Below are 12,765 nucleotides of genomic sequence, written 5' to 3'. Positions count from 1 at the left end.
CGTGTGTCAGGTGTCGGCGTGCGGGCAGACCTGTAGGAAAGCTGACTGCTTACGGTCCAGCCTGCAATTCCTGCGCGCATTACTTTACGGTCCCACGACATTGTCAGGTTTGCGATGTGCTCTCGACGCGACTGTCCGCAAAAATCATCAATGGTCAGAAACTAAAATGTTGCCCCAGGTGCGCCAACCCATCGGCCACCTGCCCTTCTTGTAGGCGACACCGGGTCTTGGTTGATGGACGCGACGGGGTTATGGAGTGCAAGCGGTGCGCTGAGACGGGGGAAATTGCATGCAAGACCTGCAGCCAGGCGATGCCGGCAGGTTACGGTCGTGAATGCGAGAACTGCTATCACCAACGCACTTTCTATAGGCGTATGGAAATGAACACTCATGGCTTGAGCAATGAGGTGTTCCGCGAGGCATTCAATGCATATGGGCGATGGCTAATCAGTAAGACTGGAAGCCAGAGGGCATCGCTGCTTATCAATCGTCACTTCAAGACGTTTCAGGAAATGAACGCTCTGTGGCGGTCGCTCCCGTCCTACGGTCAGTTGCTCGAAAGCTTTGGAGCGCGTTGGATGCGACGTGCTGAGCTGCCAATGCGATGGATGCAGGAGGAATGTGGCATGCAGGTCGATGAGGAGCTCAAAGCAGATCTCACTGAGCTGCGGCGTATCGACGCCATAATCGCTTCAATGCCCTCAGACGCAGGCCGGGAAATTCTTGCGAATTATCGGAAACACCTCGAAGCCCAACCTAATAAGCGTCCCAATTCGTTGAGGTCTGTACGAATGGCACTGCGCAGCGCGGCCAACCTTATGCTGGTCAGCGCAAGTCCCGAAGACATAACTGTTCTGCCCTCTTCGAAATCATTGAATGCCCTGCTTGCGCAGACGCCCGGCGTGGCGGCTTCGCTGTCTGGTTTTGTGAGCTTCCTGAACACTACTTACGCTGTAGAGATCAAATTCCCCAAGGATAATCGGGAAGCCATCAGGCTCAGGCGTGACCGGTTCGAGATCGAGCTCAAATTGCTAATGCGTGAGGCCGCACAAGGCGGCGACGTTTCCGACCGTTGGCCGGCTGTGGCCTTGGGGTACTTCCATGGCGTTCCGAGGGTGGCCAAAAGTCAGCTGGTCCTGACTCAGGATCTTGATCAGGAAGGTATGCAAGTCAGTTTGAAAGGGAAGGATTACTGGATACCGCTGCCGACCAAAGCTCGTTTGTTGTAGGCGGCTACTTGTCTCTTAAAAAGCCGATCCAATCAGCTTCTCGAGCTTAGTCAGCAATAGAGTCGCAAATGGGGCTGGCCCTGGTTCTCGAGGATGATGGACAAAGGTCACGTTGGGGCAATCCGACATGAAGGTTTTTCTGATTCGCGAATTGTTTCTCAGGATGTTTTTGAAGATCAGTCTGAGTTGGGTGTTGGCTGCGTCACGCTTGGCGGGCAGCTGTACAATGAGACCCCTGTAGCTGTCCTCAGTAACCGTGGTCTTGCCATCGGCTGTGCTCGGTTTATTTCGGGGCCGGCGATACATCTCAATGATGTAAATGTGCGCATGCTCCACCGTCATTCGAAAAATCATTACTGCTTTGGGGGCCCGCTTGCTTTTTGATGCCTGCGTTGCATTGGGCTACGTCGGGTCCTGAGTCGCTGCCGCTGACAAGAACTGATACTCCGGTATCCCCTCAGTTTGAAATCCTTTCTTTAACGTATACCAACCCACTTCCGATATCCGATCAGGATGGTTTTCTTCCAGTCGTAAGCAGGTCTGCCACAGCTGCGCGAGGGTTCCCTCCGCCATCCAGTCAGACGAGACGTACTCACCTTTACCGCCCCCTCTGCCACCACCATAGCCATCACCGGGCGCGTATGAGTTTCGGTCGTGGCCATCCACCGGAATGCTTGGTCGACCGGGGGTCACCCGGGTTTTTCTGATGAGCTCGCGCTTTATCCCCAAGCGTTTGAATGGAGGGGTGTAGAGGACACGTGCGGTGTTGCTGTCAGGTGCCTCATCGTCAGTCAGGTCGATTTCATCGTTGGATGGCTGAGGTGGCTGGTGCCTTTTGTTGTACTGGCCATCAGGAGGCGCTTCATCACCGCTGAAGTGCTCTCGTTCAACGATGATTGGGGGCCCCAGAGGATCACTAAGCCCGTCTATATTCAGCAAGAGAAAGGTGTGTTCATTGATCCAATAGCCCTGACCCTCAATGGATGCTGGACCCAGGAACCACGGCTTTACCAACAGGAATGTTGGCTCGCCGGGAACGAAGCCTGCCTTGAGGCGTTGGTGTAGGGAGTTGCAACGGGCCTTGGTGTAATCGTCATACATGGCATGAGCCAGAAACGGAGCTTCTCTATTGGCGACGCCGCGCTCCAGCTTCAGGATGAGCTCGTTCGGCGCCGGATCGAATTCATAGAAGTATTGCCGTCTTAACTCTTCGAGACCGTGGGTTGCGATAAGCCGGGATGTTTCTGAGCTACGACCGTAGCAGCGCGTAAAAAACTCTAGGCATGGCGTTAGGATGGATTTGCCGTCGGCGACGAACAGCTCGATGAGTTTACTGTCGAGCAGCTTTGCGGTTATGCCCAGTCGATACTGGTCCTGCAAACCAGCCGCTCTAGCGTCGATGCAGCGCCATCCGCCGCGATCAAAATCGACCTTTGTTTCGGGCAGGGTTTGCATCTTCAGATGGCCAACTAGTCTGCCTTCCCTCCAGACGGTCCCGTGTCTAAGGGACCCCAGGTGGGATATCGCAGCGGGGATGATGTGGTATGCGCCGAGCTTCCCGTCTTCGTGGAGCGTCCTGAATAGCACGTCGGTAAGAGGAACTGTGTTTGGAGTTGGGTTCTTAGTCAGCCCGCCTTGCCAGCACACCACCAGATCGCCCCGCGCAACGCTCAGCGTGCCTTTGAAACGAAGCCTGCTGGCATCAACGCTTGGTTTGAGCAACTTGAGCGGATCGGACATTGCTGGACTCTGAGAGGGGTGATCTTGTACTGCGCAGGGCTGCATCCAGTTGCCGCTATTGTAGGGATGGCAGAACCAGATGCTCTGATGCGAGGCTACGCCATTTTATCGGCTGATTTTGGAAGGCTTGAGCGCGATTGCTTAGTGATCTCGAGCCGAGCGTTCGGAGATGAGAAGGCTGCTAGGGGCTCTGTCAGGGAATCAGCACGCTTGGGGGGCACGTACGCGCGACCCAGTAATTGCAGTGTTAAACAGCAGACTCGGCCTGCTAAAATCCTTAGGAAGTATCACTTACCAATATTGAGTTTTTCATGAGTACCGACCTCACCGAGGAAGAAATGCGCCGGGCGTTATTCGGTTCGGCTGCATCCCAACCTATTGCCTCGGTTATGCCCACGACACCACCTGTGACAAGCCCAGGCCCGGTCGAGGCGCCTTTTCATCAGAAGGTAAAGGCCGCTGGAAAATCGCTTTCTCCAAGATTGCGTGTGACGTTGCGCGTCACCAAAGTATTCGAAGGTGAAGTGGAAGTATTCACTTATGACGCGAACACCCTGAGCTCCTTTGATGCCGAGCAACAGGCCAAGACTGCAGCGAAGAAACTGAAGTACAAGTATTTCGATGTTGTATCCGTAAAACCGGTCTCTGTCTGATCAGGCCAATCACCTCTTGAAGAGATGACAGTCAGAGGGAAACGGCTGACTGAGCTTCACTTTGCGTAATTGCACGGACTTGACCACCCATTTGCATTGGACTTGACCAGTCATTTGCATTCGCATTGACCAGCAAGTCCAGAGTGGTCGTGGTGCGGTAGATGAGATGTTTAGGGAGACAGCCTAAGTCATCAGCAACCGCTCAAACCGCCTGCTTCAGTCCTTATCGACGGGGCTGCGAGTGCGTCGGTTGTTTGATTGGCAGGAAAGAGCTTTTCGACAATGACGCAGTCAATCCACAGACCTTCCAGACAGGCGTGTTTCTCGTAGATGCCTACCTGGCGAAAACCACTTGCTTCGCACAAGGCAAGGCTGGCGTGGTTTGACGCGAAAATCCGCGAGAGGACTTTCCAGAACCCATGGGCCTCCGCTTCCTTGAGCAAAGCCTCAAGCAGTTGCTTCCCAAGTCCCCGACCCCGAGCATCCCTGCTCATGTAAATCGAAAAGTCAGCAATGCCGTCGTAGCAGGCCCTAGCCCGGTAGCTACTGAGGCCTGCCCATCCAACAACCTCGTTGCTCTCATCAAGCACTACAAGCACGGGGTAGCGGCCAGCGTTTTGGAGTCGTTCGATCATGTCATTCGGAATGCGAGGTGCCGTCTCAAACGTGGAGCTTCGTTCCTCGATCCCCTGATTGTAAATGGCAGCTATCAGCGGTGCGTCTTTAGGTTCTGCTTGGCGAATTTGCATGAGTGATTCCATTCTGTTGGTAGTGACAACATTTTAGCGAAATAAAGAGAGAGTTCAGTCTCGTTGCATAGCATCCGAGCAAGGCTCATTCGCCAGACCACATCGGATTTCGGTCGCTCTTGTGATTTGTCTCAGGAGGCTCACAGCACCTTGTCTGGCTTCAACTGACAGGTTTTCGATCATCGCTCGCTCTTCTGCTACCAGATCGCTTCTGATTTTTTCATAAAGTTCTTTCCCCGCTTGAGTTGCCTGGATTTTCACAGCGCGACGGTCTTCATCATCTTCAACGCGTGACACATATCCCTTGCGTTCGAGCGCATCGATTACCCGGCTCGCCGTGCTCTTGTCCAAGAACATCTCTTCAGCCAGCACTTGGAGCCGAACCGCGCCCTGCTTGACCAGGGTTTCGACCGCATAGCATTGGGTAACCGAAACGTCGTAGCAGCAGATTCGGTCTCGATCTCGGAACTGGTAGACGCGCACAAGGTGGTTTACCGCTTCGTACAAATCCTCGGCATCCTGGGTCAACTGCTCATTTTTGCGCTTTGACATAACCATCACAAATTTGTTGTTAGCTGCAACAGTAAGCGTGGCGGCGCTGAGCCGTCAACACATCTCGCGCTGGTTGACGGCAAGAATTCTCTCGCGCTAACTTGTTGTTACTACCAACCAAAAATCGAGCGTGGCGAGTGAGCCTCCCTGAGTCGTTACACCCTGCCACCCATCGCACCCGGCTCGTTTGGGCCATGGGTTTCACTCAAATTCTTGCATGGGGTTCTACCTATTATTTGCCTGCTGTTCTCGCGGCCCCCATAGCGAGGGATGCGGGCTGGTCAATCACCAGTGTTGTTGGCGGACTGTCTTGGGGAATGTTGGTTGCGGGAGCAACATCACCCGCAGTGGGGCGGCACATCGACCGCCATGGTGGCCGGGCGGCAATGGCGTGTAGCTCCCTGCTTCTATCCGTAGGCATAGCTACCATGGGGGTGGCTGAAAACCTTCCGACGTATTACTTCGCATGGACTTTGATCGGCGTGGCAATGGCCGCAGGGCTTTACGACGCTGCCTTTTCAACGCTAGGTCGGCTTCTCGGTGAGGGGGCTCGAACATCAATCACTGGGTTGACCCTGCTGGGTGGTTTCGCCAGTACGTTGGGCTGGCCAGCCATTGCGGCAATGGAGGAATGGCTCGGCTGGAGGGGAACATGCCTAACCATTGCTGCCGCGCATTTGCTCATCGGACTGCCTATCCACGCTCTCATGATTCCTGGCAGCGCTAAACAACCGTTCCGAGCGGTTGTGACTGGAAGCACTACTTCCATTACCCACAACCCAAGTCAGTCACGAGTTCTGTTCCTGCTAATCGGCATGATGCTGACTATCCTCGCGCTGGTTGTATCGGGAATCTCTGTACATCTTCTGGATGCCCTCAAGCAGTTGGGGATTGTGACCGCCGTTGCCTTGGCGATAGGCATGGTCATCGGCCCCGCCCAGGTCGCAGCACGGATCGCTGAGTTCGCAATGGGCAGAAACCTCCATCCCACATGGTCGGCACGCATCGGCGTTCTGCTCTGTCTGTTCGGGCTTGGCTTGCTGAGTTCCGGAAAGCCATGGCTCGCGTTCGTCGCCATTGCACTGTACGGAGCCGGGAACGGCATCCTAACGATTACCCGTGGCACGCTGCCCCTGACCTTGTTTGGTGCCCAGGGGTACGGATCGCGAATGGGATTGCTTGCCCGACCGGTACTGATTGCTCAGGCGTGTGGCCCTATCTTGGCGGCATTGGTGCTCGACACGTTTGGCCCGGTGCTGCTGTTGATCATGTTTTGTTGCTTACTCGCGGTTTGCGTCGCGATCAGCTTTCGCCTTCCGGTGAAAAGTCATCCGGCAGTCTGAGCGCTACAACGCCCGAGCAGGCAGGAAGGCGGCGATATCGAGCACATACGCTTTACCGAATATTCGAAATTACGTATATTCGATTTTCCGAATATGAGTGAGATCGCCATGTCCGTCCCAATCAAGGTGCTTTTTGTCTGTGTAGCGAACTCTGCACGCTCCCAGTTAGCAGAGGCGTTGCTACGGCATACCGACCCACGCTTCGCAGCGTTCAGCGCCGGTTCACAGCCATCCAGTGTTGATCCCCGGACGGTCGCAGCCTTGGAGAATGTCGAGGTGGATGCGTCTGGACTGCGCAGTAAATCCATCGATGAGTTCAGCGACGAAAAATTCGATTACGTCATCACGCTATGTGACAAGTCTGCACGGGAGTGTCAGGCAATGCCGGGGGCTGGCGAAGTCATCGCTTGGGATTTCCCAGACCCCGTCACCAGCGCTGATCCTGCTGCGTTTCGCCATACGCTTCATGACATCCATGAACGCATCAAGCTTTTCGTATTGGTCAAGACCAAACATCTGGAGGATCTATGACAGAGCCTATGACCCCCACGTCGTTGTTCAAGTGTCTGGCCGATGACACTCGAACCAAGATCACGCTCCTCATCGTCAGTGAGGGCGAGTTGTGCGTTTGCGAACTCACCGCTGCACTCGACCAGAGCCAACCCAAGATCTCTCGTCATCTGGCGCTGCTTCGCTCAGCAGGCTTGTTGATGGATCGTCGCCAGGGCCAATGGGTTTACTACCGCTTGCATCCCGAGCTGCCCGAGTGGGTTACAGCAATCCTGAAAGATGTTGTGGACGCGAACCAGCAATGGTTGGAAGCCGAGGCCAAACGTCTGTGCGACATGAATGGCCGTCCTATCAACCAGGCCGTCTGTAACTGATCTGCGCCCGAATAGAGTTTCTGAAATGCTACTTGCCGTACTGATTTTCATCGCAACCATCGTGCTGGTCATCTGGCAACCCAAGGGGCTTGGTGTGGGCTGGAGCGCAACCTTCGGCGCAGTGCTCGCCCTAGTGACCGGGGTAGTCAGTCTCGGGGACATCCCTGAGGTCTGGCATATCGTCTGGAATGCCACGGCGACTTTCATTGCCGTCATCATCATCAGCCTTCTGCTTGATGAGGCAGGTTTTTTTGAATGGGCCGCGCTGCATGTTGCTCGTTGGGGCGCCGGTAGCACGCGTAAGCTCTTCGCCTTCATCATTCTGCTGGGTGCTGCCGTTTCGGCCCTGTTCGCCAATGATGGGGCCGCTCTGATCCTTACCCCGATTGTGATTGCGATGCTGTTCGCGTTGCGGTTTTCACCCGCTGCTACCTTGGCCTTCGTCATGGCCGCCGGGTTTATCGCTGACACGGCAAGCCTGCCATTGGTGGTATCCAACCTCGTCAACATTGTCTCTGCTGACTACTTCGGCATCGGGTTCAGCGAATACGCGTCCGTCATGGTGCCTGTGAACATCGTCAGCGTGGCGGCCACATTGGCCATGCTCATGTGGTTTTTCCGCAGAGACATGCCTAAGACCTACGATCTCAACCAACTCCAGAAACCGAGCGAGGTAATTCGCGACCGCGCTACCTTTGTAGCCGGTTGGTGGGTGTTGGCTCTGCTGTTGATCGGCTTCTTTGTCATTGAACCTTTGGGTGTGCCCATCAGCGCTATTGCGGCGGTGTGCGCGCTCATTCTCTACGTGTTTGCAGCTCGTGGACATGCCATCGACACAGGCAAAGTGCTCAAAGAGGCGCCATGGCAGGTGGTGATTTTTTCTTTGGGTATGTACCTGGTTGTCTATGGCCTGAAGAACGCCGGCCTGACTGACCATATCGCGCAGATCCTGAACGTATTCGCGGGGTACGGTGTCTGGGGCGCTTCCTTGGGCACTGGGCTGCTAACAGCATTGCTGTCTTCGATCATGAACAACATGCCGACCGTTCTGGTAGGCGCCTTGTCCATTCATGCCGCCGAGGTCGATGGCGTCGTACAGCAAGCGATGGTGTACGCCAACATCATCGGCTGCGACCTGGGCCCGAAGATCACTCCAATCGGAAGCCTGGCCACCCTGTTGTGGCTGCACGTGCTGGCACGGAAGAACATAACGATCAGTTGGGGTTACTACTTCAAGACCGGCATCGTGCTGACCCTACCGATCCTTATTGCCACCTTATCCGCCTTGGCATTGCGCCTCAGTTTCTGAATCAAGGAATCGTCTAATGAAAATCTTGTTCATGTGTACCCACAACAGCTGCCGCAGCATTCTGTCCGAGGCACTCTTCAACCACCTGGCGCCTGAAGGAGTAGAGGCTGTCAGCTCTGGAAGTTTTCCCAGCGGCCGGGTGAATCAACGGGCATTACAGACGCTGGAGGCGGCAGGTATTTCGACGGTGGGCTTGAGCAGCAAGGCTTCGGAGGCTTTTGAAGGCTCGCCTCCAGACATTGTGATCACCGTCTGTGATCGGGCAGCGGGTGAAGCGTGCCCCATCTTCTTAGGGCCAGCCTTGAAGGCGCACTGGGGCTTGGCCGACCCGTCCGAGGCCACCGGATCGGAAGCCGAGATTACAGGCGCGTTTGAGTCCACGCTCGCCAAGATCCGCGAGCGTGTCAATGCATTTCTTGCCCTGCCGCTGAAGACCATGAGTACTGACCAGCTCAAAGCCGAACTGAACCGCATCGGTTCGCTTTGAGGATCAACCGAGGCAGCGCCCCGCTGGGCGCCGCCGTAGGAGTTTATATGCAAGACACATTGCCGAACGTACACGCCGAGCTGATCGATATCCCGTCGTTGGAGCAACTGACCCCGGCGTCCCTGTCGATACACAAACCTCGAATCCTCCTCCTGTACGGCTCGACACGAGAGCGCTCTTTCAGCCGATTGGTCACACAGGAGGCCGCACGTCTTCTGGAGCAGTTTGGCGCCGAAACCAGGATCTTCGATCCGTCAGGTCTGCCGCTACCGGATGATGCTCCCGACACCCACCCTAAAGTGGCCGAGCTGCGTGAGCTGATGCAGTGGTCAGAGGGACAAGTGTGGTGTTCCCCTGAGCGGCACGGCTCGATGAGCGCGGTGTTCAAGGCGCAAATCGACTGGGTTCCGCTAGCAATGGGAGCTGTACGACCTACGCAAGGGAAAACTCTTGCGGTAATGCAGGTCTGCGGAGGCTCGCAGTCTTTCAACGTGGTCAATCAGCTGCGTGTACTGGGACGATGGATGCGGATGTTCACCATCCCAAACCAATCTTCGGTGGCCAAGGCATTTACCGAGTTCGACGAGGCAGGTCGTATGAAGCCGTCCTCGTACTACGACCGACTCGTGGACGTGATGGAAGAACTGATGAAGTTCACCCTGCTGCTGCGGGATCGCCAGGATTATTTGGTTGATCGGTACTCCGAGCGTAAAGAGTCCGCCGAAGAGCTTTCCAAGCGCGTCAACCAGCGTTCCATCTAACGTCAGCACGAGGAAGCGATATGAGCCAGATCACGATCTACCACAACCCCGAATGCGGCACCTCTCGCAACACCTTGGAGTTGATCCGTAACAGCGGGGAAGAACCGACGGTTATCGAGTACCTGAAGAACCCGCCTGATCGCACCACACTTGGCAGACTCATTGAGGATATGGGTATCGGGGTGCGGGCTCTTTTGCGTATCAAAGGCACTCCGTACGAAGAGCTAGGATTGGGCGATGCATCACTGACGAACGAACAGCTCATCGATGCCATGATGGCTCACCCTATCCTGATCAATCGCCCCATCGTCGTGACGCCTTTGGGGACGCGTTTGTGTCGTCCGTCAGAAGCTGTGCTCGATTTGTTACCGCAAGAGCAGCGTGGGAGTTTCGTCAAAGAGGACGGCCAAGTGGTCATTGATGAGCACGGTCGCAGAGTCTGATACGACGACGGTGAGGTGCCGCGATTGAGCCTGGAGGATGCTGGTGAGTCAGAATTCGAAACTTGATGTTGTGGTCATTGGCGGTGGTCAATCCGCGCTGACAGTCGCCTATTTTTTGAAGCGGTCAGGCTTGTCTTACGTGCTGCTCGATGCGGAGTCGGCACCAGGAGGAGCCTGGCGGCATGGCTGGGATTCGTTGCGACTCTTCTCTCCATCGGCATGGAGCTCGATTGCAGGCTGGCCGATGCCTGCCGTATCAGAAGAAACACCTCACCGTGATGATGTTATCGACTATCTGACTCTGTACGAGCGTCGATATGACTTCCCCATCATCCGATCCACCAGGGTGACCCGTGTCGAGAAAATCGAAGAAGGATTACGGGTTGTCTCCGGGGATAGAAACTGGGATGCCAAAGCGGTTATCAGTGCAACAGGCACCTGGAGCCGCCCATTTACTCCGAGCTATCCCGGACAGGAGTTGTTCGTAGGGCAGCAGCTTCATTCCGCTCATTACGTTGGGCCGGATGAGTTTCAGGGGAAAACCGTCCTTGTCGTGGGTGGTGGCAACTCGGGAGCCCAGATTTACGCCGAGGTTTCTAAAGTGGCTCAGGCAACCTGGGTGACTCAAGAGGCTCCAAAGTTTCTACCTGATGAGGTTGATGGGCGCGCCCTGTTCGAACGAGCTACTGCTCGATTGAAGGCGCAACAGGATGGCGTGGAGCCTGAAAAACCCGTTGGAGGGCTGGGCGACATCGTAATGGTGCCATCGGTGAAGGACGCTCGTGAACGCGGTGTATTGAGCGCTGTACGGCCATTCACGCACTTCACTTCAACAGGCGTTGTCTGGTCATCAGGAGACGAAACAGCGGTGGATGTCGTCATCTGGTGCACTGGGTTTTCTCCAGCGCTCGACCACCTGAACAGCCTGGGCATTGTAGGCCAGGATGGCAAAGTGGCTGTGAACGAAAACCGGAGTGTTGCTTCACCCAATCTGTGGCTGGTGGGTTACGGCGATTGGACGGGGCTCGCCTCTGCGACATTGATCGGAGTAACCCGCACCGCTCGAGATGTAGTCAAGCAAGTGCAAAGCTATCTCGCTGAGTTGGACTGATGTCTACCGCAGCCCCGACGACAAGGCAGCATGCGACCCTGATTGGCTCAATGGGTTGTAACCAAATTCTTGCGTGGGGCTCCACGTTTTATCTGCTCATGGCCGGGATATTGGGCATCGGCGCTTTGGTCGCATTCACCAAACTACGAGCCTTCACCCCATCACTGGCTTGATTTCAACCTGGGGGAAGAGAATAGGTTCCAGTGGAGGAGTTGCCTGGCACAGCCCGAGCCGCCAATAGCCGACGTCGTGCCATTTCCCAAGCTTGAAGCCTACCTCTGGATACGTCCCTATATGGGTGAATCCTAGCGACTCGTGCAGGCCCACGCTGCCTTCATTGGGCTGCGCAATTCCAGCGTAAGCGGCGCGAAACCGCTGTTTCTCAAGTATTAGAAGTAGAGTCTCGTAGAGTTCGCGGCCAACACCCTGGCGGCGAGCTGATTCAGCTATGTACACCGTCACGTCAACAGCCCATCGGTAGGCTGCACGTGCACGATGCTGGCTTGCGTATGCATAGCCCTTGATCTCGCCACCTTCTTCAGCCACAAGGTAGGGATATGTTTGACGTGTCGTCGCTATCCGCTGAGCAATCTCCTCAACGCTTGGCGGGGTTTCTTCAAATGAGATCGCCGTGTTCGACACTATGGGGGCATAAATGCGCTGGATGGCTTCTGCATCTGCTATTGCCGCCGTACGGATTTTCAAAGCCATGTAGGTCGTCTCTGAATTGAAAATCGAACGTTAGCTGTTTTAAACCCATTTTGACCACTAGCCTATTCGAGATGCGAGGCCACCGTGCTCGAACCCCAATTGCGCCGTCGCGCTCTGGGCGTCGAGCAGAAATCCGTCAGCCGAAATCCCGCTAAGCGAGGTGCAAGACCGAAATCGGGCGAAGCCTTGGAGAGCAAACTCTGAGAAGCCCAGATCAAGTACAAAAAGAGCCTCCCAAGGGTTCTTGTTATCCCGAACATTGTCTGCGCGACGTCAGGCAGCTGGCTGGCAAGGTAATGTTGGCTTAATACTGAAACCGTTATATCGCGCGTGTTCGGCGCTTTTCGGAAAGCTGTCTTTCGGAAGCTCGAGGTATGTGCTCAATTCATTGTTAGCGCCGTTTCGGGCGGCTACACTCCATCACTATGAAACGCTACCTGCGGTTTTGCCTCATTTTCGTGATTAGCCTTGCGCTTCCCCTTAGCGGGATGGCGGGTGTTCAGGCGCCAACAGAACCTTGCCCAATGACGACGATGGGCATGGCGATGATGGACGACATGGGAATGGACTGCTGTAACGACATGAAAAGCCCGACGGAGCATGGCAAACCCTGCAAGCCGGGCCAGGAATGCAAGACGGGCGGCATGCTGCAAGTTTCGATCCTCAAGCCTCCTGTAACCGTATTCAGCCCCGTAGTGGCTTCCTTCTTCAGCGATTCCCTGCCCGTACAAACCCCATCCGGGGTATGGCGACCGCCTCGCGTTTGATTCCTGTCCAACATTGAGCCTCATTC

Annotated in this window: 16 protein-coding genes; 12 read left to right on the top strand and 4 right to left on the bottom strand. The window is 55.3% G+C overall.

The features are described from left to right. Nucleotides 1-380: 380 nt before the first annotated feature. On the top strand, nucleotides 381-1,229 hold the full coding sequence (locus AB4N84_RS10100; RefSeq protein ID WP_460046218.1) for a hypothetical protein: 849 nt from the start codon (nucleotides 381-383) through the stop codon (nucleotides 1,227-1,229). A gap of 93 nt (nucleotides 1,230-1,322) precedes the next feature. Beyond that, a complete protein-coding gene (locus AB4N84_RS10095) occupies nucleotides 1,323-1,613 on the top strand; it encodes a hypothetical protein (protein WP_460046217.1) in 291 nt (96 codons plus the stop codon). Nucleotides 1,614-1,631: 18 nt separating this feature from the next. On the opposite strand, the gene AB4N84_RS10090 is transcribed toward AB4N84_RS10095, so the two are convergent. Then, entirely contained in the window at nucleotides 1,632-2,969 is a 1,338-nt protein-coding gene (locus AB4N84_RS10090; RefSeq protein WP_460046215.1) for a hypothetical protein, read from the bottom strand. 311 nt (nucleotides 2,970-3,280) lie between these two features. On the opposite strand from AB4N84_RS10090, the gene AB4N84_RS10085 reads away from it, so the two are divergent. Next, nucleotides 3,281-3,622: a hypothetical protein gene (locus tag AB4N84_RS10085; RefSeq protein ID WP_092406720.1), complete on the top strand. Its 342-nt coding sequence runs from the start codon at nucleotides 3,281-3,283 to the stop codon at nucleotides 3,620-3,622. Between the two features lie 191 nt (nucleotides 3,623-3,813). Here the strand turns inward: AB4N84_RS10085 and AB4N84_RS10080 are convergent, their stop codons facing one another. Both AB4N84_RS10080 and AB4N84_RS10075 read right to left on the bottom strand, forming a co-directional pair. Next, complete coding sequence (locus tag AB4N84_RS10080; protein ID WP_460046214.1) at nucleotides 3,814-4,371, bottom strand: arsinothricin resistance N-acetyltransferase ArsN1 family A; 558 nt, start codon at nucleotides 4,369-4,371, stop codon at nucleotides 3,814-3,816. Nucleotides 4,372-4,425: 54 nt separating this feature from the next. After that, nucleotides 4,426-4,923 carry a MarR family winged helix-turn-helix transcriptional regulator gene (locus AB4N84_RS10075; RefSeq protein ID WP_460046213.1) on the bottom strand — a complete coding sequence of 166 codons (498 nt, stop codon included), beginning with the start codon at nucleotides 4,921-4,923 and terminating at the stop codon, nucleotides 4,426-4,428. A gap of 194 nt (nucleotides 4,924-5,117) precedes the next feature. Here AB4N84_RS10075 and AB4N84_RS10070 point away from each other — a divergent pair, with 194 nt between their 5' ends. The 8 genes from AB4N84_RS10070 (at nucleotide 5,118) to AB4N84_RS10035 (ending at nucleotide 11,261) form a co-directional block, all read left to right on the top strand. Then, complete coding sequence (locus AB4N84_RS10070; RefSeq protein WP_460046211.1) at nucleotides 5,118-6,266, top strand: MFS transporter; 1,149 nt, start codon at nucleotides 5,118-5,120, stop codon at nucleotides 6,264-6,266. Between the two features lie 108 nt (nucleotides 6,267-6,374). After that, complete coding sequence (locus tag AB4N84_RS10065; protein ID WP_460046209.1) at nucleotides 6,375-6,797, top strand: arsenate reductase ArsC; 423 nt, start codon at nucleotides 6,375-6,377, stop codon at nucleotides 6,795-6,797. Beyond that, complete coding sequence (locus AB4N84_RS10060; RefSeq protein WP_120124552.1) at nucleotides 6,794-7,150, top strand: metalloregulator ArsR/SmtB family transcription factor; 357 nt, start codon at nucleotides 6,794-6,796, stop codon at nucleotides 7,148-7,150. Before AB4N84_RS10065 ends, AB4N84_RS10060 begins: the two co-directional genes overlap by 4 nt. A gap of 25 nt (nucleotides 7,151-7,175) precedes the next feature. Further along, on the top strand, nucleotides 7,176-8,459 hold the full coding sequence (locus tag AB4N84_RS10055; RefSeq protein WP_213879529.1) for an arsenic transporter: 1,284 nt from the start codon (nucleotides 7,176-7,178) through the stop codon (nucleotides 8,457-8,459). A gap of 16 nt (nucleotides 8,460-8,475) precedes the next feature. After that, complete coding sequence (locus tag AB4N84_RS10050) at nucleotides 8,476-8,946, top strand: arsenate reductase ArsC (protein WP_460046208.1); 471 nt, start codon at nucleotides 8,476-8,478, stop codon at nucleotides 8,944-8,946. Between the two features lie 47 nt (nucleotides 8,947-8,993). Continuing rightward, a complete protein-coding gene (gene arsH / locus AB4N84_RS10045; RefSeq protein WP_213879525.1) occupies nucleotides 8,994-9,707 on the top strand; it encodes an arsenical resistance protein ArsH in 714 nt (237 codons plus the stop codon). Nucleotides 9,708-9,727: 20 nt separating this feature from the next. Next, a complete protein-coding gene (gene arsC / locus AB4N84_RS10040) occupies nucleotides 9,728-10,150 on the top strand; it encodes an arsenate reductase (glutaredoxin) (protein WP_460046206.1) in 423 nt (140 codons plus the stop codon). 37 nt (nucleotides 10,151-10,187) lie between these two features. After that, on the top strand, nucleotides 10,188-11,261 hold the full coding sequence (locus tag AB4N84_RS10035; RefSeq protein ID WP_460046205.1) for an ArsO family NAD(P)H-dependent flavin-containing monooxygenase: 1,074 nt from the start codon (nucleotides 10,188-10,190) through the stop codon (nucleotides 11,259-11,261). 153 nt (nucleotides 11,262-11,414) lie between these two features. On the opposite strand, the gene AB4N84_RS10030 is transcribed toward AB4N84_RS10035, so the two are convergent. Continuing rightward, the gene (locus AB4N84_RS10030) at nucleotides 11,415-11,972 is read right to left on the bottom strand and encodes an arsinothricin resistance N-acetyltransferase ArsN1 family B (protein WP_460046203.1); all 558 of its coding nucleotides are present in this window, start codon (nucleotides 11,970-11,972) and stop codon (nucleotides 11,415-11,417) included. Nucleotides 11,973-12,397: 425 nt separating this feature from the next. Between AB4N84_RS10030 and AB4N84_RS10025 the strand changes: the two genes are divergently transcribed. After that, a complete protein-coding gene (locus tag AB4N84_RS10025; RefSeq protein WP_460046202.1) occupies nucleotides 12,398-12,739 on the top strand; it encodes a hypothetical protein in 342 nt (113 codons plus the stop codon). Nucleotides 12,740-12,765 lie beyond the last annotated feature (26 nt).

This window comes from Pseudomonas sp. S2_H01, from assembly GCF_054668305.1.
This window is presented reverse-complemented; position numbering and strand designations above follow the sequence as displayed.

What these genes read in the sequence shown, in the direction of transcription:
- AB4N84_RS10100 (WP_460046218.1), top strand. Translation starts at nt 381, where the DNA reads ATGAACACTCATGGCTTGAGCAATGAGGTGTTCCGCGAGGCATTCAAT.
- AB4N84_RS10095 (WP_460046217.1), top strand. Translation starts at nt 1,323, where the DNA reads ATGATGGACAAAGGTCACGTTGGGGCAATCCGACATGAAGGTTTTTCT.
- AB4N84_RS10090 (WP_460046215.1), bottom strand. Translation starts at nt 2,969, where the DNA reads ATGTCCGATCCGCTCAAGTTGCTCAAACCAAGCGTTGATGCCAGCAGG.
- AB4N84_RS10085 (WP_092406720.1), top strand. Translation starts at nt 3,281, where the DNA reads ATGAGTACCGACCTCACCGAGGAAGAAATGCGCCGGGCGTTATTCGGT.
- AB4N84_RS10080 (WP_460046214.1), bottom strand. Translation starts at nt 4,371, where the DNA reads ATGCAAATTCGCCAAGCAGAACCTAAAGACGCACCGCTGATAGCTGCC.
- AB4N84_RS10075 (WP_460046213.1), bottom strand. Translation starts at nt 4,923, where the DNA reads ATGTCAAAGCGCAAAAATGAGCAGTTGACCCAGGATGCCGAGGATTTG.
- AB4N84_RS10070 (WP_460046211.1), top strand. Translation starts at nt 5,118, where the DNA reads ATGGGTTTCACTCAAATTCTTGCATGGGGTTCTACCTATTATTTGCCT.
- AB4N84_RS10065 (WP_460046209.1), top strand. Translation starts at nt 6,375, where the DNA reads ATGTCCGTCCCAATCAAGGTGCTTTTTGTCTGTGTAGCGAACTCTGCA.
- AB4N84_RS10060 (WP_120124552.1), top strand. Translation starts at nt 6,794, where the DNA reads ATGACAGAGCCTATGACCCCCACGTCGTTGTTCAAGTGTCTGGCCGAT.
- AB4N84_RS10055 (WP_213879529.1), top strand. Translation starts at nt 7,176, where the DNA reads ATGCTACTTGCCGTACTGATTTTCATCGCAACCATCGTGCTGGTCATC.
- AB4N84_RS10050 (WP_460046208.1), top strand. Translation starts at nt 8,476, where the DNA reads ATGAAAATCTTGTTCATGTGTACCCACAACAGCTGCCGCAGCATTCTG.
- arsH (WP_213879525.1), top strand. Translation starts at nt 8,994, where the DNA reads ATGCAAGACACATTGCCGAACGTACACGCCGAGCTGATCGATATCCCG.
- arsC (WP_460046206.1), top strand. Translation starts at nt 9,728, where the DNA reads ATGAGCCAGATCACGATCTACCACAACCCCGAATGCGGCACCTCTCGC.
- AB4N84_RS10035 (WP_460046205.1), top strand. Translation starts at nt 10,188, where the DNA reads ATGCTGGTGAGTCAGAATTCGAAACTTGATGTTGTGGTCATTGGCGGT.
- AB4N84_RS10030 (WP_460046203.1), bottom strand. Translation starts at nt 11,972, where the DNA reads ATGGCTTTGAAAATCCGTACGGCGGCAATAGCAGATGCAGAAGCCATC.
- AB4N84_RS10025 (WP_460046202.1), top strand. Translation starts at nt 12,398, where the DNA reads ATGAAACGCTACCTGCGGTTTTGCCTCATTTTCGTGATTAGCCTTGCG.